Raw genomic sequence first — 24,107 nt, forward strand, 5'->3', positions numbered from 1 at the left:
GGGATCGATACTTCCGCTAACCGCTTTTCGAGGACTGCTAGCACTCATGAATATGATCGTTTCTCCCTCGAAGATCAACACTAGTCCCGCCGACGCGGGCGATATTTTCGCCGACAACTGCGACCGATACTGGGATGCCGGCCTGCCCGTCATGCCGCTCCGGGCCTACACGCCCTCGGGTGGCAAGGACGGCAAGCCGACCGGCAAGGAGCCGGTGCTGCCGTCCTGGCAGGAGATGCAGAGCCGCATGCCGACCGATGCCGAGCGCGTCTCCTGGAAGCGGTTCTATCGGACGGGCAATATCGGCCTCCCGCTCGGCCCGCAGAGCGGTCTGGTCGCTGTTGATATCGACAGCGACGACCCGGCGGTGTTTGACGCCCTCAACCGCATCCTGCCCCCTTCGCCCTGGCAGCGCATCGGCCGCAAGGGCATGGTGCGGATCTATCACTGGAACGGCGACATCGAGACGTTCCGCATCAAGTGTCGCGATGCGGCCGGCAAGCTTCAGACGCTGGTCGAGGTGCTCGGCGCCGGCTCGCAGATCGTGCTGCCGCCCTCGATCCACCCGAACACGGTCAAGGCCTACACGGCGAACCGGCACCTCGTGGATTGCCTGGACGAGGTGCAGTTCCTGCCAGCCGACATCGAGGCCCAGATGCGCAAGGCCCTGGCCGAAGTCGGCTATGATGTGACGGCGGCGAAGGGCGCGAAGCCTGTGCGGGGCTCGCGCGGCACCATCGGTGAGGGCTCGCGCAACGATACCTTGTTCCGCGAGGCGAGCCGGCTGCGCGGTCAGGGCCACGATGAGGAGGCGGTCTGCGCCCTCCTGGCGATCTACAATCGCAAGAACTGCGACCAGCCGCTCGGTGACGATGAGGTCGCCAGCATCGCGGCTTCAGCAATGCGCTACGATCCCAATGAGTGGTTCGAGATGAATGACACCGGCAACGCTGAGCGCTTCGTTCGCGACCACGGTGATGTCGTCCGGTACGTGCCTGATAAGAAGATCTGGCGCCTCTGGACCGGCACTCATTGGGCGGATGATCCCGGTGCCCTGAACATGATCCGGCTCGCCCGCGAGACCGTCGAGGGCATCCGAGCGGACGCGGACGCGGCACCGAAGGTGGAGGTGCAGAAGGCTCTTAAGGCCCATGCGCGTGCTTCGGGTCAGGGCACCCGGCTGCGCGCGATGGTCGACGTGGCGGCATCGATGCCAGACGTGGCGGCGCTGTCGACGGAGTTCGACAACCTGCCAGGCAAGTTGGTGGTCATGAACGGTGTCATTGATCTTGAGACCGGCGCCCTCTCACCTCACGATCCGACCTTGCTGAACACCCGCTGCATTCCGACCGCCTACGATCCGACCGCGGCAGCCCCGCGCTTCGAAGCCGCCATGATGCGGGTGCAGCCCGACCCGGTGGTCCGCGACTTCCTGCGGATCTTCTTCGGCCAGGCCCTGCACGGCACGCGGCCCGAGCAGATCATGGTTTGGCTGCACGGACGCGGCGGCCGCAACGGCAAGAGCTTCCTGACGGACCTCCTGCTGAAGGTGCTGCCGGGCTACGCGATCGAAACCTCGGCCAGCGCTTTCGTCAGCGACGACAAGCGCAGTCCGAACGGTCCCCGCTCCGACCTCGCCCGGTTCGAGGGCTCGCGCATCGTGTTCGGTCAGGAGAGCACTGACGGTCGCCGGCTCGACAGCCAGCGACTGAAACAGCTGACGGGCGATGCCACCTACACGACCCGTGCGAACCACGAGAACGAGCGGGTGATCCCCATCACCTTCTCGATGGCGGTGGCATCCAATCCGTGGCCGAACGCCAACGAGGCCGACGACGCGCTGTGGGCGCGGTTCGTCCGCGTGCCCTATGATGTGGTGATCCCCCGTGAGGAGCGCATCCCGAACTTCTATGCGATCATCTACGAGGCCGAGGCTGCCGGTGTGCTGGCCTGGGTGGTCCGTGGAGCCGTCGAGTACGCCCGTAGCGGTCTCAGCATCCCCGAGGTCCTGATCAAGGCGACTGAGGCCTGGCGCCGCCGGATCGGCACCGTGCTGCAGTTCATGCAGGCCTCTACGCGCTGCGTTGAGACTGCCGGTGCGCAGATCGAGCTGGTCTATCTCCAAGCCAAGTACGTCAAGTTCGTGCAGCAGGCCTACGGCGCTCCTCTGGGCCGCGAGGACTTCCGCACGCGCCTGGAGCAGCTGGGCTACGCCGTCGAGGACACTGAGCATGGTGCGCAGGTTCTGGGCATCCAGCCCGGTGTGGGCGTTGCCATGGGTTGGGCATCGGGAGATCGGGTTGCGGCCTGAGATTTGTCGCACCCTTGTCGCACCCCCTCCCCCCCAGAAGTCCTATAATATTTTCTATCTTTCCTTTATTTTTCTATCTCTGGGGGGGAGGGGTAAAGAAGAAGGAAGAAGAGGCTCGATAATATAATGATGCTAGCAGATCGTAGATCTCTCGCAGATCTTCCGCCCCCGTCCGGGGACATCTTCCCCCTGCGCCACCCCTGGTGCCCGGTCTCGGCGCGGGTGCTCACCGAGACCCTACGCATCGATCATGGGCTATTCGGTGTCTGGCGCCTGCGTGGGGTCGGTCCGCAGGCTCTGCCAGCCGACTGGATCAAGGGCCACCGGCACGCCTACCTGATCTCCGACGCGCTGTGCTGGCTCGCCCAGCGCCGCGGCGAGCCCACCGAGGCCGTCACCTTCTGGCAGACCCATCTCGCCACCGCTGCGGGCATGGTGATCGAGGATCACACCGAAGTCCGGCGATGGGCTCAACGCTACGCCCGGAGCGCCGGACCGGGAGCCTACGTGGCGGATGGCGTGCAGTTCGCTCGCGGTGGTTTTGAGAAGTACCTGGAGAGCCTGCTCGTTTCGGCGTGAACTGCGTCTGCGGCTCGGCCGAACCCTCAACTTGGTACGCGGTTCACCGGCTCTGGCTTCCCCAGCGAGCTTGCTGCTTACGGCCTGAACGCGACGCCGAGATATCGCTCCGTGCGGCGCACCACCTGACAGCGCTTGCGGATGCCGGCGCTCTCGATAGTGAGCGTGAACTCATCGGGCAAGTCAGCCATCTGCCCCACTTCGATGAGCGCTCCATGGGTGGAGGTTTCCCGCACCAGACACTCGAACGGGTACGACCATCCTGATGGGTGCAACTCACCGAGCCGAAACAGGTCGTGACGAGGTGCTCTGCGCTGCTCCAGTACAGAGCCCGGGGATGAAGGGGGTGCGCTCATGCCCGGCTAATGGCCGAGGTAGCTCCGGGGATCCGAGGGCTCCAGCCGCATGCCTGACGTGTGCTTACCTCTATTGCAGAGGGATAGGATGTTCAGGGCTTTAGCGGCTTTGGGGTGGGGATCTCGACAAGCTTGCCAGTCAGCGGATTGAGGATGAGCACGGTGGCTTTCCACGAGCTGCGAACGATCGTTCGCAGGGTCTAAACGGGTCCCACCGCAAAGGTATCCCGATCATCTCGGGATGTGGTTAGCGATCTCTAAACCATCGACCCATTGATAGCGCGGGCGACGGAACCCAGTGTGCGCTTCAACGACACCAGCGCCTTCGAGTGTGGGAGGCGCCAGTGCTAGCCGGCAGGATAACACATGCCATTCTGAACGGGTCCTACCAGCATATTGCACATAACGCGGGGCTGAATGAGATAACCGGTTAATCCATGCACTAGAATCATGGCCAGCATCTGGTATCTGGTATACCACAGCAGGGCAGATGCGATCATAACCGCTGCAACGCAAACGCCTCTCAGGACAGCCTCTCATGACCGCTCTGCTTCTCGCCTCCGTCGTCGCTGCTGGTGCCGCCAACGTCGCCCTGGTTGCCTTCGTTGCTGACCGTCTGACCCCCAAGAGCAGCGCTTCCGTCATCACTGCTGGTGAGCTTGCCGTCGTGAACGACAACGGGCCGGTTGCCGTGGCCGCGAAGCTCGCCGCCTAACAACACTCAAGCCGTTCACGACCTACGTGCTCATCAGCCCCACCTAGTTCAGGTGGGGCTTTTTTGCGTCTACGATTTGGCTCGCGAGCGAGCTTCACTCCTAGTGGAGCATCGGTAGGCACGCCCCGGCGACGCAGAGACTGGCAATGAACAGGACGCCGACAACGGTTTCTAGAACCTCCGTCCGGTTCGGAATGGATACCGCCGACGCAATGGTATTTGCGCGAGAGACCAGAAAGCTCATTTAAAGTTGCCCTTTCGCCTTGTGGTCAGACCTAAGGGCAAGAGGCATCTCAGAACGATGTTCCTCTCCGGCCTGTGGATGAAGCCATGCTGGCGAGCCGCACCAACCTCGGGGACGGGTTTGCCACTCTGGAGTTCGTGCGGCGCATGGCCAAGAAGGAATGGTTTGGTGCGAGATGATGTGCGCTTCACTCCGTTTGGCCGGCAGCGGTATCTTGATCTGTTATCATCCAAGTAGAATAAAAAAATTTCGGAAGTTTACATGGCGGACAGTGTATATTAACAAGTGTTGATATCTACATAATAAGACCCGCCCATACCCATGCTGTAAAGTAAAGGGATTTATCTCACCGAATAGTCTGATTATTTTCTTGACGCTTCGGGGGGGCCTCCACCATACAGGTGTCATTAGCCAGTACGGTCGTACTGCCAAACGACACAAGGTTCTCCGCCATGGCCGAAGGCCGGTTCGTCTCCTACCTCCGGGTCTCCACCAAGCGACAGGGTGACAGCGGCCTTGGCCTGGAGGGGCAGCGCAAGGCAGTCACCGACTTCCTGAACGGCGGCGCCTGGTCCCTGGTTACCGAGGTGGTGGAGGTCGAGAGTGGCAAGCGCAACGATAGACCCAAGCTCACCGAGGCCCTGCGCCTATGTCGCCTCCACAGCGCCACCCTGGTGATCGCAAAGCTGGATCGGCTGAGCCGCGATGCCCATTTCTTGTTGGGGCTTCAGCGGGCCGGCGTGCGTTTCGTAGCGGCCGATATGCCCGAGGCGAACGAGATGGTGGTCGGGATCATGGCAGTGGTAGCGCAGGCAGAGCGCAAGATGATTTCGGCACGAACCAAGGCGGCACTGGCCGCCGCGAAGGAGCGGGGCGTCAAGCTCGGTGGTCCGACCCACCACCTCCCGGCCCAGGCCGGCAAGGCTGCGGCGGCATCGGCATCGATCCGGTCGAGCAAGTCCCAGCACCGGGCTGATGATCTGGCTCGAGACATCGCGGAGCTACGGGCCGAGGGTGCCGTATCCCTGCGCGACCTGGCGGCCGGTCTCGGCCAGCGTGGTCTCACGACACCGAGAGGCACGGCGTGGACGGCCACCGCTGTGCGGCGTGTTCTGGAGCGGATCGAGACGCCGAGCCTCTGAACTCCATAGCACAGCCCACGGTGTCACTTACCGGCTTAAATCGAGCTTTGCAGTTTGCTGCCGGCTTCAGCGCGCCAGGTGTCGCCCCTCTAGTTTAATACCTCTAGCCGAAATTACGCTGCTAAGCTAACTTCGTATGTCATCCCAGCGAGCGCTTGATGATCCCGACCTGGAAAGTCGCTGAAGCGAAAATGAGCGTGGGCGTGAATGGGGCATTCATACCATTCAAAAGCGCTCCCGACTCAATGCGTCGCTTCGTTCGACCGGCACTTTTCTCGACGGGCGACGATGAGTGGGAGCTGCAGCTTTCTGGAACAGCAGTTCTCTGCCGTTATCGTGGGTTGGCAGTCGCATTAGCAACCAACCATCAAGCCGGCGACGGAAGTGGAAAACCTCTCCCCGAGAAGTTCGTTGTACTGGCGAATGGTGGTGGTCGAACGCTCGCTATTCCTCCAAAATCGCTGCACCGGCCGCAAATCAGCGAGGAAGAGTATCGGTCCTTACAAGATCTATGCGTTTTCGACTTTGAGGATCGCGTGCAAACTCATCGCGTTGAAGCGTTGAACCTTGACACTGTTCTCTGGTCAGACAATCCCGATGTCGCCGTCGATTACTCTTTCTTGATTGGCTATCCAACCGACTCTCAGATCATCAACCTGAATAATGATGGCCAGCTTGTTAGCATTGTAAACCGCTGGATCCGGCAAGATCTTCGCCCAGATGATCTGAAGCTTTTAGACGTTGATAACAGGAATATGTTCGTCAAGGATGAACGATCTACACGTTCCAGTATCGAACCGGACGGGCTTAGCGGATCACCTGTGTTCTCAATCGTGCGCGACACCGATTCGAACCGTCACCTACGATTTGACGGCATCCTCACAGATGCACGAAACGACCGTTTCGCGGTCTATCCAAGCGTCCATATCAGAGATCTTATGGATCAGATCATAGATGATGAGGCCTTGTTTTAATCTAACTATGATCGATCATCATCGAAGTTTAAAAATGAAACTAATATTTAAATTTGAAAATGATGTAGGTGTCGGATCACCCCGTCTGAACACAGATAATATTGACTACAACATCAACGAATAAAATTAATTTTGAAGCGCCAGTGAATCCGAATAGCATCATCGCATTGATCCTGCGCCGGCCCTTCCATCAGACTGTATCGATAGCCATCTCTCCTGAGTAACATCAGGAGACAACAAGATGAACTCGCTGCAGCCCACTCTTAACATCAAGCTTGGTGACAAGTCCACCAACGTGACCATGTTCTTCGGCCGCCTGAACGAGCTGGCCGAGGTAATCGGCAGTTTCGAGCGTCTCCCCGAAGTGGACTTCCACTTCCCCACCCGAACCGCCGTCCTGGACATCCTCCTGTCGCCCCGTGACGAGCGCGGCCGGCGGATCGAGAGCGAGACCGTGAACCTCCACGAACTCAACATTGAGGATGCGGAAGCGGCGCTCGACTTCATCAAGGACCACGTCAGCCATTTTTTTCTCTCGCGGCTGGAGAAGCACCTGGCCGTCATCAAGACCAGCGGGGAGCGACTGACGGCTGTCGGGTCGTCGCTGAATGGTTTGGTGCCCTCAGCTTCGTAGACACGATCATCTTCACCCTCGGCACCAAGCCGAGCGCCCTGCCGGTCGTGTATTGGTCGCACACCCTAGAAGACTTGATCCGCATCACGGACTTGAAGGTGCAGTTCGAGATGGTGAAGGCGATGTCCTTCACCGAAAGCCTTCTGTTCACGGCTGGCCAAGTCTTCGGTGCGAAGCAGTCGCAGCCCGTCGATAACCTCACCAGTGTGGACGACATGCTGGCCTTTGCGGCGCAGATCAATGGCCAATAGCGGCGACAACTCTCAGATCGATGTCGATATCGTCCTAGACGAAGCGACCCTGGCCAGCGGCCTCCAGCGCACGGCCCAGGCCATGCGCGAGATGGTCCAGTCGGCGCGCGGTCTGAACGATCAGTTCACGGCCACGGTGCGGTCCGTGGACCCCCTGGTGTCCCAGGTCATCAGCCTGCGCCGCGAGCTTGCCGCGACCCGAGACCAGGGCGGCCTCCAGTCGGGCCTTCGGGACCAGCTCCGCACCGCCGAGGCCGACCTTCGCACCGCGACCGCCGCCCTCACGGCGGCCCAGACAGCGGCCCGCGCGGCCCCGCCCGCTTCCGGCGGTGGTTCGGGCATGGGCGGTGCCGGCGGTGCCGGCGGCACACCGCCCCTCCCACCTGGTGGCGGCCAGGGTGGTGGCCTACTTCAGGCCCAGGCCCAGATCGCGGCGAACTACGCGACCATCGGCGCCGGCATCGCGATGCTCCGCGCCGGCCTGAAGGACATCACCGAGTTCGACGATAAGCTCCGCCAATTTCAGGCCATCACCGAGACCACTAACACCGAGATGGGAGGCTTCCGGGATCAGCTCCTGGCTGTCGCCGCGACCTCCCGGTTCTCAGTCACCGAGCTGGCCAACGTCTCGATCCAGCTCGGCCAGATCGGTCTGTCAGCCAAGGGCGTCGGCCAGACCCTGAAGCCGGTGCTCGACCTGGCCGCCGCGTCCGGGTCCACCCTTCAGCAGTCGGTGGAGGCCATCACGTCGATCCTCGGCGCCTACAACATGGAGGCCGCCCGCTCGGGCGACATCGCCGACGTGTTCGTGGGCGCCCTGAACCGCTCCAAGCTCAGCATGGAGCAACTCCAGCTCGGCATCTCCTACGTCGCCAACACGGCGCGCGACAGCGGCGTGTCCTTCACCGAGTTGACCGCCACCCTCGGTGGCATGGCCCAGGCCGGCATCAAGTCCGGCTCTACGCTCGGCACCGGCCTGCGCCAGCTCATCATCGAACTGTCCTCGCCCACGGACAAGCTGAAGGATGCCCTGCGCCAGGTGGGCCTCTCCATGGCCGACGTGGACCTCCGATCCAACGGTTTGCTCGGCGTGCTCGACAACCTGCGCAAGGCCGGGTTCGGCAGCGCTGAGGCGATGCGCTCGCTGGAGACCCGTTCGGCCGCTGCATTCGCCGCCATCGTCGGCCAGGGCGATTTCATCAAGCGCCTCGGTGGTGACCTCACCCTGTCCAACGCGGCGGCCGAGGGTGCGGCCAGGGCGAACGAGAGCCTGTCCGCGTCGCTCACGCGGTTCGGGAACGTGAGCTTCGCGATCCTGGACAAGAGCCTCCGCCCGATGGTCTCGGGCCTCACCAGCGGTGTGGATGCCGCCGCCGCCCTCACCGACGCCGCCAGCAAGCTCGGTGTGGTGCTCCCCATCGTAGGCACCGGCCTCGGCACCATCGCGGTGGCCGCCGCTGGCCTGCGCCTCGGTGCGCTCGCGGCCAGCCTCGCCCCGCTCCTGGCGGGTCTCGCCAACCCGGCCGTGCTGGCCCTCGCGGCGGCCGGTGCGGCCTTTGGTGGAGCGGCGTACCTCGCGCGCATCGATCGCGCCAAGGATGCCCTGGACCAGGTGCGGGCCGTCCGCAACGAGGTGCAGGCGCAGGCGCAGTCCATCGAAACCGGCATCTCCGGGGTGGACCAGCAGCTCGGGCTCCTGATGGAGCGCCGCGAGCGCCTGAACGCTGATCCCGTCCTGCGCCGCAACACCATCCTGGAGGCCCAGAAGGCGTTCGGTGACCTCGGGCTCAGCATCTCGGCCAACGCCGCATCAATTGATGAGCTGATCGCGGCCTACCGCCGGCTGCGCACCGAGCTTCAGGGCAAGAACACCGAACTCCTCCAGCGCCAGTTCGCGGTCACCGCGAAGGAGCTGGACGCCCTGGTCACCAAGGGCAACGTGGACCGGCGTGGCGCGGATCAGCGCATCTCGGACGCGCTCGGGGGCGGCCAGGCGGAATATGCGGATCCGCGGTTCCCGGTGAAGGCATCGGCCGGTCCCCGATCGGATGATGCTGCCCTGGCCCGCGCGGGCCTCACCGCCTTGAAGCCGTTGCTGGACGTGATCCGCAACCCGGCCTCGCTGGGCAAGGATGATCCGCTGGGAGTGTCTCGGTTCCAGCAGCTTATCCTGGATGAACGCCAGCGCCTGGAGCGTGAAGCGGCACCCCTGCGCCTCGACGGATCGAGCCCCGGCCGCTTGGCGGGCCTCACGGACAGCCTGGAGAAGCTGGACCGGATCGCGGTGCTGTTCTCGGATGCGGTGAAGACCAACGCCGGGACCATCGCGGCCCAGGGCAAGCTCACCGAGCTGTCGGCCCGTGCCGATGTCTCCCGCCTTCAGCAGGCCCCGGAGTTCCAGGCGTTCGGCCAGCGGGCGGCTGATGCGCAAGCATCCCTCGCGGAACGGAGCTGGGCCATAGAGGGCGACCGGAGCCTGTCCGGGTCCGAGAAGAAGGCCGGCATCGTCGCCGCGATCCGAGACACCCAAGCCGAGGCCACCAAGCTGGAGGCGGAGTTCTCGGGCTACCTCGACAGCCTGAAGGCGGCCGGCTCGGCCGACAAGACGGTCACCGAGGCCGGTGCTCGGATCGTGGACCTGATCAAGAGCCTGCGCCGGGGCGTCACCAAGGAGCTGGACGAGATCGCCGCATCGATCCGGCCGGACCTCACGCGCGAGCTACAGGCCGAGCGCAAGAATATCGCCGCTCAGCTCGACACCCTAATGAAGCGGGCCGGGACCACCCGTGACACCGCCGAACCTGGTGAGATCGAGGCCCAGGTGCAGAACCTCGTCTCTCGGCAACGGGAGATTGCGCGCAAGCTCATCGAGGCCGAGACCGCCAACCCTAATGAGGTGGACAGCCGGCCCGAGCTGCGCGAGCGCCTGGCCCAGGCCAATGAGGAGCTGGACGCGCGCCTGGCAGGCTACACCGACCGTGTGGCCGAGGCCCGTAAGCGGATCACCGAGAACCTGTTAGCGTCCCAGGAACGGGCGCTCGGCCGGCAGAAGGCGGTGCTGGATGCCCAGGTGGCAGGGCTGGACAAGCAGATCCGCGACCCGGCCACCACCGTGGACAAGGCGGCCGAGCTGGCCGCGAAGGTCCGGGAACTCCTCCAGCAGGGAATCAACATCGTGGACCAGCAGGGCCAGCTCCGGCTGGCCCGTGAGGCCGTCACGGCACCGACCGGGTTCAACCGGACGCCCGAGCTGGCCGACAATGGGGTAGCTCGGCGGATCGCCGATGCAGCCGAGGGCGCCGGCCGGAATGACCGGCTCCGCACCCTCCTCCGGTTCGGATCGTTCGAGAGCGACTTCGACCCGAAGGCCGTCAGCTCGACGGGTGCCAAGGGCGTGTTCCAGTTCACGCGCGGCACGGCTGGGGACTACGGCCTGGCTGATCCCACGAACGTGGCTCAGTCCGCCCTGGCCGCGATCCGCTACTTCGACGCCATCGACAAGACCCTCCGGGCCAAGGGCCTGAACCTCTCCGATGACAACCGCTACGTCCTGTATAATCAGGGCGAGACCGGCGGATCGGCGCTTCTGGGCAACCCTGGCAAGGGTGCGATCCAGGCCCTGATGGATGCCGGGGTGAACGCGGCCCGCGCGTCCCAGGCCATCACCGCCAACGGCGGCCGGGAGGGCGACACCTCCGCCGAGTTCACCACCCGGCTCCTGGCCGCGTTCAACGCGAAGGCCACCCGCGCCGACCGCCTGGTAACCCCCACCGGGGAAGCGCTGGACGAAGGCGAGGCCGCCGGCCGGAAGGCTCGGGCCGAGGCCGCGACCACCGATGAGGGCAACGCGCGCGCGATCCGCCAGAAGCGCCTGGCCCTCCAGCAACGGCAGCTTGCTCGGGATGAGCAAGGCCTGTCCGACCAGCTCGCGTTGGACAAGCGGGCCGTGGGCCGGACGGCCGACCTCGCGCCGGCCACCCGGACGATCACCGACCTGGCCGGGCTCCGGGACAAAGACCTGGAGCGCGAGCGCACCAGCGACCGCTTCACCGCCCTGCCCCCGGATGAGCAGGGCGACCAGGTGGCCCGCATCCAGCGCACCTATGCCGACCGGGCCGCCAAGCTGGTGGAGGAGAACGCGAAGGCCATCGGGGAAGCGACCCTGAAGACCTACCGGGAGGAGGCCGACCGCACTAAGGCACGGGCCGACTACCTCAAGAGCGATGAGACCTCGGGCAAGGTCTCGGCCGGGGAGGTGCAGGCCGCCGAGACAGCGGCGCGCCAGGCAGCGGAGCGCCTCAGACTGCAAGGGCAATCGGCTTCGGTGCGAGCTGAGGAGCTGGCCCTGGAACAGCAGCTCGGCCAGCTCCGGGACAAGGGCCTCCTATCCGAGACCGGCCGGGCCGCGATCCAGGAGCGCATCACCGAGCTGAAGAAGAAGGAGGCCGAGTACGGCGCCAACGCCAGCCTCCAGAAGGGGGTGGAGGGGCGCCGGGAGGACTACGGCGCGGCCCTCAGCCGGGGCTCGCTCGACTTCTTCACGTCGGCCGGGATGATCGATCGCAAGACCGGGGAGTTTAAGACGGCGGCCCAGGAGATGTCCGGGTACTGGCAACAGTCCATGGCCGGCATGTCCAACAGCATGTCGAGCCTGTTCACGGGTCTGGCGACCGGCACCATCAAGGGGAGGGATGCCTTCAAGACCTTCGCCACCTCGATCCTCACCGACATGGCCCAGATCGCGTCCAAGGCCCTGTCGAACCAGATCATGAAGTCGCTGTTCGGTGACATGCTCGGGGGTGGCTCAAGCGCTGGTGCCGGCACTAGCATCTTCGGCGGCCTGTTCAGCTCCTTCGCCGGCCCTGGCATGGCGACCGGTGGCCTGGTCACGGGCGGCACATCGAACCGGGACAGCGTGCCCCGCACCCTGATGCCTGGTGAGTTCGTCCTGAAGCGATCGGCCGTCGACGTGATCGGCCGGGAGAGCCTGGACCGCATGAACGCCATGGGCGCGGGCGTGATGGCGAAGGCACCCCCGGTGGAGCCGGCCCGGTTTGCTAGCTCGGCCCGGGCTGAGACCTCGGTCTACGTGGTCGCGCCGGATCAGGTGCCCACACCCGGCCCGAACGATGTGGTCCACTACATCACCGAGAACATCAGCCGGGGTGGTGCCGTGAAGCAGCTCATCAAGAGGGTGGCGGCTGGGGGCTAATGGCAGTGGCCATTCACTACCACGGCACACACATCACCCGAGTGGCAGCCTTATATGGGCTGGCTGGTAGGCAATTCTGTGTGTGCAAAGGCTCGGTTGGATGACGTTGCACGTGCCCATGAGATCGGCCAGAGCGTCATGATCGACATCGGCTCGTTCTCAAAATGGAAGCGAGGCGCTATCACGGACTGCCCCCCCTACCACGACCGGTGTAACCGATGGCTGGATTGCCCAACAACGTGGGCAGTCATCCCCGACTTGATTGATGCTGGGTCTCAACGCTAAGGCGCCTTGATCCGATAGTGACCTTTCGGTCACCGAGGAGCCCCGTCTGGCACATGGACGAACCGACGGCTCGACTTCTCTAGCTCACCAAGGCTTGGCCTCGTGTCTGTATCTGATCGAAGGCCGAATTCGCCATTGTGCTGTTTGACGCTTCGTGCCGGCGTACGGATGATGCCCGGAATGCACTTGCTCAGCAGCACTGCAGAAACTCCAACATCCATATGCTTCGCGGCATGCAGTACTTTGGCGGGATGCGGTACACCAGCACTACGCGCCGCTGGCCGTTCGCGGGCGTGGACAGCACCGATAATAGCCAGAACTACCAGCGCCAAAACCATACGCCACACAGCATTGCGGATTGATGGGCTGCAATGCTGTGCCCCCTTCCTCGCAAGCGATCGCCACTATCGTAGCCTGGCGCCGATCGAACCGATGATCTATTCCGGCCAAGTTCGTGCTCGCTGTTCGGCAGGACGCCAAGTGACCCAGGGGAAGCACAATGTTCAGGGTCGTCCAGAGTGCGCAGGCTGCAAGTCAAGGAAATGAAGTACTTCTCGTTTCCGATAATTGGAACGACTGGTACATATGGGTAACGCAATTTACCGCGTTTGTGATCGCGGTCGACGGCACACGAACGAACGTCGGCCAAGTCAAGATTGCCCGCGTAGGTATGACGCATGAAAACGCGCGCACCCAGCTACCTTCGACCTTCCCCGCTCTCGACGGTGATTGGTACTCTATGGGGCAGTCGGAAAATTACTATGAGACGCTCAACACTATGGGCGCCGAATATCGCGACTGGTTCCTGGTTGCCCTCCGTGATTGCGCGCATGATCTGACTTTACTCGATCGCCACTCTGGTGAGGAGGCCCTTCGGCAATCACTGCTCCGTTACATCGACAGCGACCGCGTGAGAAATAGATTTCACAAGCTCGCGCTCGGCGATGCGGCGCTTACCAGCTTCGCATTCCTCTTTGAGTTCCCAGCTGATCCGCGCGCTGTTGACGAACCACCAAAGCTCACGTTCCGGGTGACGCCCGCTTCTCACCCGCCGAGCAACATCCATGTCGTGATCGGTCGTAACGGGGTTGGCAAGTCGCGATGCTTCGACCTTTTAGCGCGTGCCTTTCTCGAACTGGAAGCGCCGAGGGGCGGCTCGCCCGGAGAACTTAGCCCGCTGACATCGACCTCTTCATCCTTTGAGCGTGGTCATGGCTTTGCTGGATTAGTCACGGTGTCGTTTAGCCCGTTCGATAAGTATGGGCCGCTCGTCACCAATTCGGCAGCTCTCGGAGTTCGCTACGCCTATGTCGGCTTGATCCGAGAGTCTGCGCAAGCGCGCGAGGGCAGTGAGGACCGCAACGTCGGAACCGAGCCTCTGACGATCAAGGCGCAGCCGGATCTCTTCAAGGACTTCGAGGAAGGCATCGTCGCCTGTCGGATCGGCGCGCGGCGTGATCGCTGGGCACACGCTCTGGAGCTACTTGAAGCAGACCCTCTATTTAAGGAAGCCGAAATTTCGGGGATTGTGGGGGACGAGGAGGAAGGCTGGGAGCAGCGGGCGTGGCGGCTGTTCCGCAATTTGAGTTCAGGTCACAGTATTGTTCTGCTAATTATCACCAAGCTGGTCGAACTAGTCGAAGAGAAGTCGCTGGTCCTGATTGACGAGCCTGAGGGTCACCTCCACCCACCTCTTTTGTCTGCCTTCGTCCGGGCGCTTTCCAATCTGCTGACAGATCGGAACGGCGTCGCGATCATTGCTACCCACTCCCCTGTAGTTCTCCAGGAGGTACCGAGGACATGCGCGTGGATCCTGAGTCGGTCGGGCTTATCGAGTCGTGCCGATCGGCCGCAAGACGAAACCTTTGGCGAGAATGTCGGCATCCTGACCCATCAGGTCTTCGGTCTAGAAGTCATGCAGACCGGATTTTACCGGATGATCAACGAGGCGGTCCAGGCGCACAGCTACGATGAAGTGCTCGACTATTTCAATGGCCAGCTCGGCGGAGAAGCGCGTGCAATGGCCAGAACGCTGACCTTGCTGCCGCCCGATGTTGATGACGAAGACGCCCTGGACTTCTGAATTATGTACAAGCTTGGTAAGCCTATCCTCGCGGTGTCGGACGTTCTCGCCTCGTGCATTGGCGCTTTAGCGGACATTGATCTCGTCGCCCGGATGAATGCGGTTAAAGGCGCGATCGAGGCCAACGAAACCCTGTATGAGACGCTAGCAACCAAATCTCAGCTTGATCTCGTCGTCAGGCTTACTGACCTAGGTTCCGTCACAAAGGCGGAGTTGACGGCGCTTTACGAAGATCATCTGAGCGCCACGCGCGGGGCCGCGCGACCTTTCTACGATGCGATCAAGAACGCTGCGCCCAACAAGCTTTGCCCACTCTGCAGCATTGGAACGGTCGCCCATGTCGATCACCATTTGCCGAAATCGCGCTACCCCGATCTCTCCGTTCTGCCTCTTAATCTTGTTCCTGCTTGCCATTTCTGCAATGATACTAAAAAGGCTCGATTTCCGAAGACAGCGGGCGAGCAGACCTTCCATCCTTATTATGATGCGCACCTCCTGACCGAACAGTGGATCACGGCCACGCTCGACTATGGAACCCCGCTGATCCTCGTTTTTTCGGTGGCACCACCGTCTACTTGGTCATCGATTGATCAGCAGCGAGTGGCCCGCCACTTCACCGTATGCGGTCTGGGCATCAGCTTCGCGACCAACGCAACCGCTAATCTCGGTCCCCTCAAGCTACGTCTTCAGCGGCTCCATCATCGAGGCGGTGCAACGGCTGTGCAAGCGCATCTAGAAGAAGAGCGTATCTGCCACGCCGAGAAGCCCAATTCATGGCAGCATGTCTTCTTCGAGACCCTCGCAGCAGACGACTGGTTCGTTAATGGCGGGTTTAGTCAAATCTCGGCCCCCTCAACCCTGACCCGTACCAAACTGCATTCTGCGAAGAGCGTGAACGATCCTGTATCGTAGTTACAACCAAATGAGGCACCCGCATGCAGATGGGCTAGAAGCCTATTGTGCGTTGACACTAACCTGTCCGTCCGACAGCCGAATTAAATGGAGAACAGTCGTAGCTGCCGACTGATACCCGGAATTTTGAAGTCGGCCCCTGCTCTGTTTCCTCCCAAAACAACGTGGTGTTTCACTGTCCGGCCGGTTGCTTGGGATCGCCGGCCTTTACGCCTCGGGCATCCAAGGCTTCGGTGATGAGCCGGCGGATTACCTCCGCCTCGGCGCCGATGCGCTCCGCGAACAGGAAGGAGCTGATGCGGACTTTTCAAGTCCTACAGGTGCGAGAGCGTACCAACCAGTTCCTCAATTCGGACATCCTAGTTGTCCGCGATGATAGGTCAATTGGTCAACTTACTTATACTGCAGTCCGCGCGTTCTGTTTACTCCTTCAAACCTCGATAGTTCCTATCGGAGGCAATGCTATGAAGGCGAAGGATACGAAGGGTTCGCGCACCAAACCTCACAGCGGGATCTGGAAGGGCAACAAGCGGGCGATCTCTCACACGATCTCGCCCGAGCTGCTGGACCGGATCGATGAGCTGGCCAAGCGCATGGGCCAAACCCGAACGGCCATCATCAATTTTGCGATCGTACGAGCCCTGGACGGAGATTTTTTCAAATAGGCGGCGCCTACGGCTCCTACCCTCACACAAACCGAACCCGGATGTTGGTAAGGCTCCGGGCAGGGTCCACTAGGATTTCCCGTTCTTGGCGCTGCTGGTAGGTACCGAGGATGTTGTGCTTCCGAACGAAGGCCGAGGCGAGCACCGGATTAGGCACCGATATCCCCCTGTGCCCCTTGGTGAAGCCGAGGGCTACAGCCTTGTCAGTCGTCCAAGCGAGACCCATCACCCGGTCCATGTCGCACCCCCGATAGACTGTGATCCGGTCCGGCAAGGATGCGTAGAACGCTCTGTCGCTGTCCTCCCGGAGAGAGGCACACGGCTCAGCCTCGGCGTCGAAATCGCGCAGCAGCTCCAGCAACTCATCGCGATGGTCCCATGTGTCGTCGCAATCGATCCAAGTTTGGTGGAACCCGGCCCAGAACTGGGCCGGATCAGCACCAAGCTCAGCGCCGTGTTCCTGCGCCCAACCTATGAAAGCGGGCAGACGGTCATGCGAACCGGGGGATTGCGGGCCAGTCATCACTTCGTTCAGTGCGTCGAGTGCGGACATGGTCATGCGCCCTCTATGGCCAGGCGGACACCGCCTGGTTTGCCGCCGTTGGTGAACTCGATCCCGGCGGCCTGAAGCGCCGCCGCTACTTTCCCCACGGCTTCAGCCGAGACGGCCCGGCGCTCCTTCTCGAAATCAACCACGGTCGACAGTCCCACCCCGGCGGCCTCCGCGAGACGCGGTTGGGTCCAGTCGAGAAGGGCGCGAGCTGCGCGGCATTGTGCTGCGTTCATCATCTTTCAACATTTTATGTTGACGGCCCTGGCGGCCGTCCATATCAATACCAACAGAAAATGTTGAACGAAAGCGAAAACGCAGTGTCGCTCCGCCGCTCAATCTCCTGGTCCTCCGCCCTCCGGGACATGCGCTCCAACCGCCAGCCGGCGGCCGAGCGCCGGGCCTACCTGGCCACGGTTCACGCCGCCAAGATTGAAGCGATGCGGGCCGAGAACGGCACCAAGTCCCGGCTCTGGACCCCGGCGGCTGGGTTCGACCGGCGCGCGATCATGGCGAAGGCCGTGGCCAACGCTCGGGCCGGGCGCGGCACCTGGTCCGAGCGGATGTCTGAGGCCCTGAAGTATGCCTGGGCTTGCGCCCATGCCGCCCGCCGTGCCGGGAGCCACTGACATGCGCGGCACCAACTTCGAGGCCGAGAACCACCGCCTGGCCGGAGCCTATGCCCTCATCCGTCCGAATGGCTCGGTGTGGCTCGCGGCCTGGCAGGCCGGCGACGCCTGGGCCGCCGATGAACTCTCGGAATGGGAGCTGGAGGGCCACCTTTTTCAACACACAAGCTGGAGCACCACCGACATGATGACCGTGACCGAAGTTCTCGACGGCATGCTGGCCATCTACACCACCCCCGGCACCTGGACCCGTGACGACATCGCCAAGGATGCGGCCGGCCAGCCCGTCCCTGCCGACAGTTCCGAGGTGGTGGCCTGGTCGCTGGAGGGTGCTCTGGAGCGCGTCATCGGAGACTTGGAGTGCGGATCGCTACTGTCTGATGCCTGCGAAGCCTGCAGGGTGGACCTCGCGTCCTTCAGCGACACCGCGCGCCACCAACGGGTGGTGGTGAGCGTGCTGGAAGCCGGTCGCGACTACGCGGCAACGTGTTCGCGGCAGCTATGATCTCGCACAGGACTGCGGGATCGTCGGCAGTGTGGTGCGCGAGATCCGCGGTCGTGATAGCGACCACATCTGGCATGATTTAATTGCTGAACGATCCGCCGGCCGAGAAGCGACAGCCCCCATTCAGCAGGATCGATCACACCTTCAACTCGTTGCAGGCTGTTATGGCTTGGCTTGGTTGCGCAGAAATCGTCGAGACACACGGGTCGCTCAGATCCTCTGCAGGCTCGCCCCACGAGAGCTGATCGGCCAAAAGCGCGGTATGAGTACCTCGCTACCTACAGATTATACCCTATTCCGCAGCCTAAAGTTCCTGCACCAGTGCCGGCTCAAGTGCCTCGGCGAGCAGCGCCTCAAGCAGGCGGCTACGGATTGCGGCAGTAGTGTTGAGGCTCGCCTCCAACTGATCGCAGAGTGCCATTAGCTCATCGACTTTGGCTACGATGCGGTGTTGTTCGGCGAGGGGAGGCAGAGGAAAAACTCTTCTTTCGTAATCACTCATAGCGAAGTGTCCATGAGTTGATTGAGTAAGTCCGTAGATGGATTGGTTGATATGTTTTACTAGAAAATATTCAAACTTGCTCGGCAGACAGCTGCCGAAAGAACGAATGCGCCACATATTTTGATTTAGAAGTGCAGGCAGAATTGAACTGTCTATAATTGTGGTCTTGCCAATGGTGCCACCCACCATTACCATTATTATTTCGCCCGGCTCTAGCAAAAAGCCAGATATTTTTGGGTCTAGCTTTTCAGTTGGATAGAAAACGGCGTCCGAAAGATCAAAGGAGCCGCTGCGATCAAAGTTAGTCACCCGAAATACTAGGGTTCCGTTTTTAGCATAAGTCGAGCTCTTGAAGGCGAAACCTGTACGTATTGAAAACACATTGCCCATTCTTACCCACTGCCAGGTTGGTGGGACATCAAATGTCTTTTCCGTCTCTTCGATGGCCGGAAGCAGTCTATTTCGCCCAGAGTACTTCGCTTTTTCCTGCGCGATTCGCTTCAGCAGTTCCGACGCCGGTTCGTCCTTCGTGTCCTGCGGCACGAGTTTACCCCGCACTGCGAGGTTGAGGATGGTTTGGCGCAGGGCCTTGATCTGGTTGGGGCGAGTGGTGAGCGACTGCTGCGCATCGAGGGCGAAGTGAGCGTCATCTTGAAAGGTTTCGGAATTGGGCGCGTTAAGGCGGGCGAGGCTTGCCGTCGCCAGTCGGTCGCGTGCCGCTTCTCGCGCGGTGCGCGCTGACGCTATCCGGTCACACAGGCCCATCAGTTCATCGACCTTCGCGACGATAAGGCGCTGTTCGCCGAGAGGCGGAAGGGGGAATGGAATTGCAGCGACGATCTTGCCCGAGACTTCCTTAAAGGTGGTGCCCGGTGCTTTCGCATCAATCTCGGGCGCAAATGACTTCATTGCTATCGCGATGAAGCGGGAGCAGTCGGCGACGTAAGGAACGACCGACTTGAAGCCCTGATTGGTTGAAATTGGATTTGCCGCGATAGCGACATAGCCGATGGGTGCCCGACTGGTGAACAGCACCGTCCCCTTTGGCATTACGGTCGCCGATGAAACCTGCGCTCCTTTTTTCGACAGGTCACGGGATCCTCGCGAGATGTAGACCTCGGAATAGCCGCCAAGATCGGAGGGTGTTAGCCACGGAACGCCATTGCCTGGTTCCACAAAGTTTTCTGCATCTCCAGCAGAAGGCGTGCCTCCGCCTACGATGGCGCCAACTTCATCAAGCCGCACCCACTTCCACGTCCCTGGGATTAGGAAAGGTTCGACAATTATCCCGCCGTTGTTTAGATCGCGGGGCTTCCGAAGCTCCCCCGCCCCCACCAGCCGTGCCTTTTCCTTCTCGATCCGAACCAGAAGTTTCGAGGCCGGTTCCTCAGTCCCATCCTGTGGCACGAGCTTCCCGCGCACGGCTAGATCGAGAATGAAGCGGCGCAGGCGTGCGATTGCGTCGGGCGCGTCGGCGATCTTCTCGTAATGCGCTAGCAAGCGTTCGGCGTTCATCGGGCCAGAGCCTCGGCCAGGATTGCCTTCAACTGATCGCGATAGGTGGCAGTTTCAGCTTCGGCGCTTGCAAGCTCCGCAAGCAGCGTTTCCGGGTCGCCGTGGTCGTCGGCAACGCTGTGCGGGTTCTTGACGTCGAGATTGTAACCACGTGCCTTCACCTCCTCGGCAGTGACGCGCCACGCCTGTGGTGTCTCCTCTCGTCCCTTCCGGTCTTTGCCGCCCCACCAGTCGATGCAGCCTTGTAGGTGCTCCAGCCGGATCGGCTTCGTCATTGAATAGGCTTTCTGGCTCACCGGCACCCGGTGCTCGTAAAACCAGATGTCCTTGGTCGGCGTTCCCTTCTCGAAGAAGAGCAGGTTTGTGCCGATTGATGCATAGGGCTTGAAGACCGAATTCGGCAGGCGAACGATCGTGTGCAGGTTGCACTCCTCCATGAGGTGCTCCTTTAGCTTCGCCTTGATGCCCTCGCCGAACAGCGTCCCGTCCGGCAGCACCACGGCAGCGCGCCCACCCGGCTTCAACAGTCGGACAACGAGTGCCAGGAATAGATCGGCCGTCTCTCTCGTGCGGAAGGTCGGGAAGTTGTTCTCGATCCCGTCTTCCTCACGACCGCCGAAGGGAGGATTGGTTAGAACGATGTCAACGCGCTCGTCCTTGCCCCAGCTGACGAGTGGCCGGGCCAACGTGTTGTCGTGACGGACGAAGCTCGGATCCTCTACGCCGTGCAACAGCATGTTGGTGACGCAAAGCATGTGTGGCAGCTGTTTCTTCTCGACCGCGCGAAGGCCTGCCTGAAGCGCCCACTCGTCAGTCGTCTTCTTCACGTAGCGATTGCGCATGTGGCGGATAGAGCAGGTGAGAAAGCCTCCCGTACCACAGGCTGGATCGAACAATGTTTCACCTGGCCGCGGGTCGATCCGATCCACCATGAACGCAGTTACGGCTCGTGGTGTGTAGTACTCGCCTGCATTGCCGGCGGATTGAAGGTCGGTGAGGATCTGCTCGTAGATGTCGCCGAAGTGCTGGCGCTCAGCCAAATCGTTGAAGTCGACCGCTGAAATTTTGTTGATCACCTGCCGGATCAGCTGGCCGGATCTCATATAGTTATAGGCATCCTCGAACACGTCGCGAATGACGCGTCGCCGGTCACCCGCTTGCCCTGTGAGTACCAAGCCCTTCAGCGCTGGGAACAGTTCGCCGTTGATGAAGGTGAGGAGCCGTTCGCCTGTGATGCCCTCCGGGTCAGCAGCCCACGTGCGCCACTGGAACTTCTCCGGGATGGGCGACTGATATCCATCTTGCGTGAGCTCAAGCTCCTGATCCTGGTCATCCATGATCTTCAGGAAAAACATCCAACACAGCTGGCTGATGCGTTGCGCATCGCCGTCGACGCCGGTGTCCTGGCGCATGATGTCTTGGACGGATTTGACGACATTGCGAACTGACATGCTTACGCGACTTCCTGGTACATGGCGTCTTGCAGCTCGTGGACGGCTCTCTCGAAATCCGCCTTGCCGCCGAATGCCTTAACTAGTTGAACGACGGTGCCCATCGTATCAAAGGGCGCTATCCTGAGGACCTTGGTATCGTCGAGGGTCAGAACCCCCTCGTCTCGGTACTTCTCAAGCAGGGCATTGAGGACGGCTCGGGCTTGGTCCCCATATTTGGTGAAGACGTCCCGCTTCTTGACCTGCTCGGCCCGCTCCCGACGTGTGAGAGGCTTGGCGTCGAAGGCGATGTGGCAGATTAGATCGAACGGATCGAGGTTCTTGCCCAGTTCGTCGGCGATGACGTCAAGGGGCAGACCCTCGGCCGCGAGCTCTTCCACGATCGCCTGCTTCCGCTCTGCGCCTTTCCAGCGCTTCAAAAAGTCGTCGAGGCTGGCGAAGCGCTTCTTAAGTGCCGCTTTTGTAAAATCGCGCAGGGTCTCCGTCACCAGCTTGCCGTGCTCGTCGAGGTACTCGACGCGCTCAGCGATGACCTTCGCTCCGACGCCATCAACATATACCTTGATGATACCTGCCCCAGCTGACTTGGCAGCGCCTGGCTCATCATCGCCGCTTGCGACGCCTTCCGGCGTCGTGGTCAGATTCTCGTCCGGTGAGGTCGTCGGATCGTCAGGCGGCGTGACGGGATCGTCAGCGCCAGGCACATAGATCTGTACAGGATCGCCGTCGAAATCCGGATCAGCGAAGTGGCTGGTCGCGCCTCGGAAATCAATGAGCGTGAAGAAGTACTTCTTGGTGTCCTCATGCACCCGCGTCCCGCGGCCGACGATCTGCTTGAACTCCGTCATAGAGCCGACGGCACGGTCGAGCGCGATGAGACGGCAGGTCTGTGCGTCCACCCCGGTTGAGAGTAACCGGGATGTGGTCACGATCACCGGGTACTTCGCTTCGGGATCGATGAAGTTGCCGAGCTGGTCCTGGCCTTCCTTGTCGCTCCCGGTGATCCGCATAACATAGCGGTGGTTCGCGTCGCATAGATCCATATTCTCATTGACGAGAGCCTGGCGCATCCGGGCGGCATGCTCTTCGTCGACGCAGAACACGATGGTTTTCTGGAAGCGGTCGCCGCTCTCTTTCAGGAACTCCGTGACCTTCTTCGCCGTCAGTATGGTTCGATCGTCGAGCACAAGCGTGCGGTCGAAGTCCTTCGCGTTGTAGATGCGGTCCTCGACCTCGTTGCCGTCACGGTCGACCTGCCCTTTCTCAGGGCGGTAGCCTTCGACGTCACGATCGATATGGACCTTCACAACCTTATAGGGCGCCAGGAAGCCATCGTTGATGCCTTGGCGAAGCGAGTAGGTGAACACGGGCGGGCCGAAGTAGTCGGTGTTCGAAACGTACTCGGTCTCCTTCGGCGTCGCAGTCAGACCAACCTGCGTCGCGGCAGAGAAGTGGTCGAGGATCTCGCGCCACGCTGAATCTGCAGCGGCGCTCCCGCGGTGGCACTCGTCGATGACGATGAGGTCGAAGAACCCGGGTGAGAACTCGCGGAACAGCTTCTGCCGCTCCTCTGGGCCCGTGATGGCCTGATACAGGCCGAGATAGATCTCGAAGGCCGTGTCGATCCGGCGTTTGCGGTCAAGCGCGAGCGGCAAATCAATTTTGCTGCCGTCGTTACGCTCGATCGTTTTCGAGCTGGTCGACAGCTTCGCCATCGCCGCACCGAAAGGCCGGAAGTCGTTCACCATCGTCTGGTCGATCAGCACATTGCGATCGGCCAGGAACAGGATCCGCTTCTTGCGGCTACCCTTCCACAGCCGCCAGATGATTTGGAAGGCCGTGTAGGTCTTGCCGGTGCCGGTCGCCATCACGAGAAGGACGCGGTCCTGGCCTTTGGCGATGGCTTCGATGGCCGCGTTGACGGCATTCACCTGGTAGTAGCGCGGGGCCTTGCCGCTGCCGTCGTCGTAATAGTCCTGCAGGACGAGTTCCTCAGCCGCGGAGCTCAATCCCTTCCAGGCACGGTAGCGGGTCCAAAGCTCGTCAGGCGACGGGAATGCATCCAGCCCCAGGTTGACCTCTGTCTGAGGGCTCGCACCTGTGCGATCGTGGAAGAGGAAGCCGTCGCCATTCGATGAGAAGACGAAGGGGACCTCCAGCGTCTCGGCATATTCGAGAGCCTGCTGAATGCCGTCGCCGACGCCGTGGTTGTTGTCTTTCGCTTCGATGACCGCCAGCGGGACGTTGGGTTTGATGTAAAGGACGAAGTCTGCCTTCTTCGCCTTGCCGCGGCTCACGAGTTTGCCACGAACGGTGATCTTCCCCTTCGTGAAATAGACCTCCTCGCGGACCTGCACCATCTCGTCCCAGCCCGCCTGTTTGATGGCGGGCAGGATGAACTTGGTGCAGATATCCCTTTCGGTGAGGCTTTTCTTGTTCATTCCCATGGAGCGCGAATCGCCGGCCTACCGCTGGCGTTGCACGATTATAGCCACGTTCGGGTAGGGGTCGTACCGAGTGCCGCAAATGAGATCGGCGCAGTGGCAATCTCATCACGGCGCTAATTATGCTGGCCTTTTCAGCCCCATTAAG

The 24,107-nt window shown here is 61.5% G+C and carries 19 protein-coding genes; 13 read left to right on the forward strand and 6 right to left on the reverse strand.

Features of this window, described 5'->3' with window-relative positions; genetic code table 11:
- The first annotated feature begins 46 nt into the window (after window positions 1-46).
- Window positions 47-2,311 (forward strand): phage/plasmid primase, P4 family, encoded by a 2,265-nt coding sequence (locus tag ACLBWX_RS01100; protein ID WP_447675250.1) that lies wholly within the window; start codon window positions 47-49, stop codon window positions 2,309-2,311.
- 126 nt (window positions 2,312-2,437) lie between these two features.
- Complete coding sequence (locus ACLBWX_RS01105; protein ID WP_447675251.1) at window positions 2,438-2,890, forward strand: hypothetical protein; 453 nt, start codon at window positions 2,438-2,440, stop codon at window positions 2,888-2,890.
- 77 nt (window positions 2,891-2,967) lie between these two features.
- On the opposite strand, the gene ACLBWX_RS01110 is transcribed toward ACLBWX_RS01105, so the two are convergent.
- Complete coding sequence (locus ACLBWX_RS01110) at window positions 2,968-3,126, reverse strand: hypothetical protein (protein ID WP_447675252.1); 159 nt, start codon at window positions 3,124-3,126, stop codon at window positions 2,968-2,970.
- Window positions 3,127-3,784: 658 nt separating this feature from the next.
- Between ACLBWX_RS01110 and ACLBWX_RS01115 the strand changes: the two genes are divergently transcribed.
- The 9 genes from ACLBWX_RS01115 to ACLBWX_RS01155 all read left to right on the forward strand — a co-directional run bounded on the left by ACLBWX_RS01115 (window position 3,785) and on the right by ACLBWX_RS01155 (window position 16,363).
- The gene (locus tag ACLBWX_RS01115; RefSeq protein ID WP_447675253.1) at window positions 3,785-3,961 is read left to right on the forward strand and encodes a hypothetical protein; all 177 of its coding nucleotides are present in this window, start codon (window positions 3,785-3,787) and stop codon (window positions 3,959-3,961) included.
- A 696-nt stretch (window positions 3,962-4,657) separates the two neighbouring features.
- Complete coding sequence (locus tag ACLBWX_RS01120; protein ID WP_447675254.1) at window positions 4,658-5,347, forward strand: recombinase family protein; 690 nt, start codon at window positions 4,658-4,660, stop codon at window positions 5,345-5,347.
- Window positions 5,348-5,505: 158 nt separating this feature from the next.
- A complete protein-coding gene (locus tag ACLBWX_RS01125; RefSeq protein WP_447675255.1) occupies window positions 5,506-6,321 on the forward strand; it encodes a hypothetical protein in 816 nt (271 codons plus the stop codon).
- Between the two features lie 241 nt (window positions 6,322-6,562).
- Entirely contained in the window at window positions 6,563-6,955 is a 393-nt protein-coding gene (locus ACLBWX_RS01130; RefSeq protein ID WP_447675256.1) for a hypothetical protein, read from the forward strand.
- A 98-nt stretch (window positions 6,956-7,053) separates the two neighbouring features.
- Window positions 7,054-7,206 (forward strand): hypothetical protein, encoded by a 153-nt coding sequence (locus tag ACLBWX_RS01135; RefSeq protein WP_447675257.1) that lies wholly within the window; start codon window positions 7,054-7,056, stop codon window positions 7,204-7,206.
- Window positions 7,196-12,418, forward strand: a complete 5,223-nt coding sequence (locus tag ACLBWX_RS01140) for a phage tail tape measure protein (protein ID WP_447675258.1) — start codon at window positions 7,196-7,198, stop codon at window positions 12,416-12,418. The genes ACLBWX_RS01135 and ACLBWX_RS01140 overlap by 11 nt, the downstream gene beginning before the upstream one ends.
- Before the next feature lie 784 nt (window positions 12,419-13,202).
- Window positions 13,203-14,786: an AAA family ATPase gene (locus tag ACLBWX_RS01145; RefSeq protein WP_447675259.1), complete on the forward strand. Its 1,584-nt coding sequence runs from the start codon at window positions 13,203-13,205 to the stop codon at window positions 14,784-14,786.
- A 3-nt stretch (window positions 14,787-14,789) separates the two neighbouring features.
- Entirely contained in the window at window positions 14,790-15,698 is a 909-nt protein-coding gene (locus ACLBWX_RS01150; protein WP_447675260.1) for an HNH endonuclease, read from the forward strand.
- A gap of 464 nt (window positions 15,699-16,162) precedes the next feature.
- Window positions 16,163-16,363 (forward strand): ribbon-helix-helix protein, CopG family, encoded by a 201-nt coding sequence (locus tag ACLBWX_RS01155; protein ID WP_447675261.1) that lies wholly within the window; start codon window positions 16,163-16,165, stop codon window positions 16,361-16,363.
- 22 nt (window positions 16,364-16,385) lie between these two features.
- On the opposite strand, the gene ACLBWX_RS01160 is transcribed toward ACLBWX_RS01155, so the two are convergent.
- The gene (locus ACLBWX_RS01160; protein ID WP_447675262.1) at window positions 16,386-16,922 is read right to left on the reverse strand and encodes a hypothetical protein; all 537 of its coding nucleotides are present in this window, start codon (window positions 16,920-16,922) and stop codon (window positions 16,386-16,388) included.
- Window positions 16,919-17,152: a helix-turn-helix domain-containing protein gene (locus tag ACLBWX_RS01165; protein ID WP_447675263.1), complete on the reverse strand. Its 234-nt coding sequence runs from the start codon at window positions 17,150-17,152 to the stop codon at window positions 16,919-16,921. Before ACLBWX_RS01165 ends, ACLBWX_RS01160 begins: the two co-directional genes overlap by 4 nt.
- Before the next feature lie 126 nt (window positions 17,153-17,278).
- On the opposite strand from ACLBWX_RS01165, the gene ACLBWX_RS01170 reads away from it, so the two are divergent.
- Complete coding sequence (locus tag ACLBWX_RS01170; protein WP_447675264.1) at window positions 17,279-17,542, forward strand: hypothetical protein; 264 nt, start codon at window positions 17,279-17,281, stop codon at window positions 17,540-17,542.
- A 1-nt stretch (window position 17,543) separates the two neighbouring features.
- On the forward strand, window positions 17,544-18,047 hold the full coding sequence (locus ACLBWX_RS01175) for a hypothetical protein (RefSeq protein ID WP_447675265.1): 504 nt from the start codon (window positions 17,544-17,546) through the stop codon (window positions 18,045-18,047).
- A gap of 304 nt (window positions 18,048-18,351) precedes the next feature.
- On the opposite strand, the gene ACLBWX_RS01180 is transcribed toward ACLBWX_RS01175, so the two are convergent.
- The 3 genes from ACLBWX_RS01180 to hsdR are packed head-to-tail and all read right to left on the reverse strand — an operon-like array spanning window position 18,352 to window position 23,956.
- Window positions 18,352-20,064, reverse strand: coding sequence for a restriction endonuclease subunit S (locus tag ACLBWX_RS01180; RefSeq protein WP_447675266.1), 1,713 nt, complete (start codon window positions 20,062-20,064; stop codon window positions 18,352-18,354).
- Window positions 20,061-21,515, reverse strand: a complete 1,455-nt coding sequence (locus tag ACLBWX_RS01185; RefSeq protein WP_447675267.1) for an N-6 DNA methylase — start codon at window positions 21,513-21,515, stop codon at window positions 20,061-20,063. The genes ACLBWX_RS01180 and ACLBWX_RS01185 overlap by 4 nt, the downstream gene beginning before the upstream one ends.
- A 2-nt stretch (window positions 21,516-21,517) precedes the next feature.
- Window positions 21,518-23,956 (reverse strand): EcoAI/FtnUII family type I restriction enzme subunit R, encoded by a 2,439-nt coding sequence (hsdR, locus tag ACLBWX_RS01190; protein WP_447675431.1) that lies wholly within the window; start codon window positions 23,954-23,956, stop codon window positions 21,518-21,520.
- Between the last annotated feature and the right edge of the window lie 151 nt (window positions 23,957-24,107).

The organism is Methylobacterium sp. M6A4_1b, from assembly GCF_053345175.1.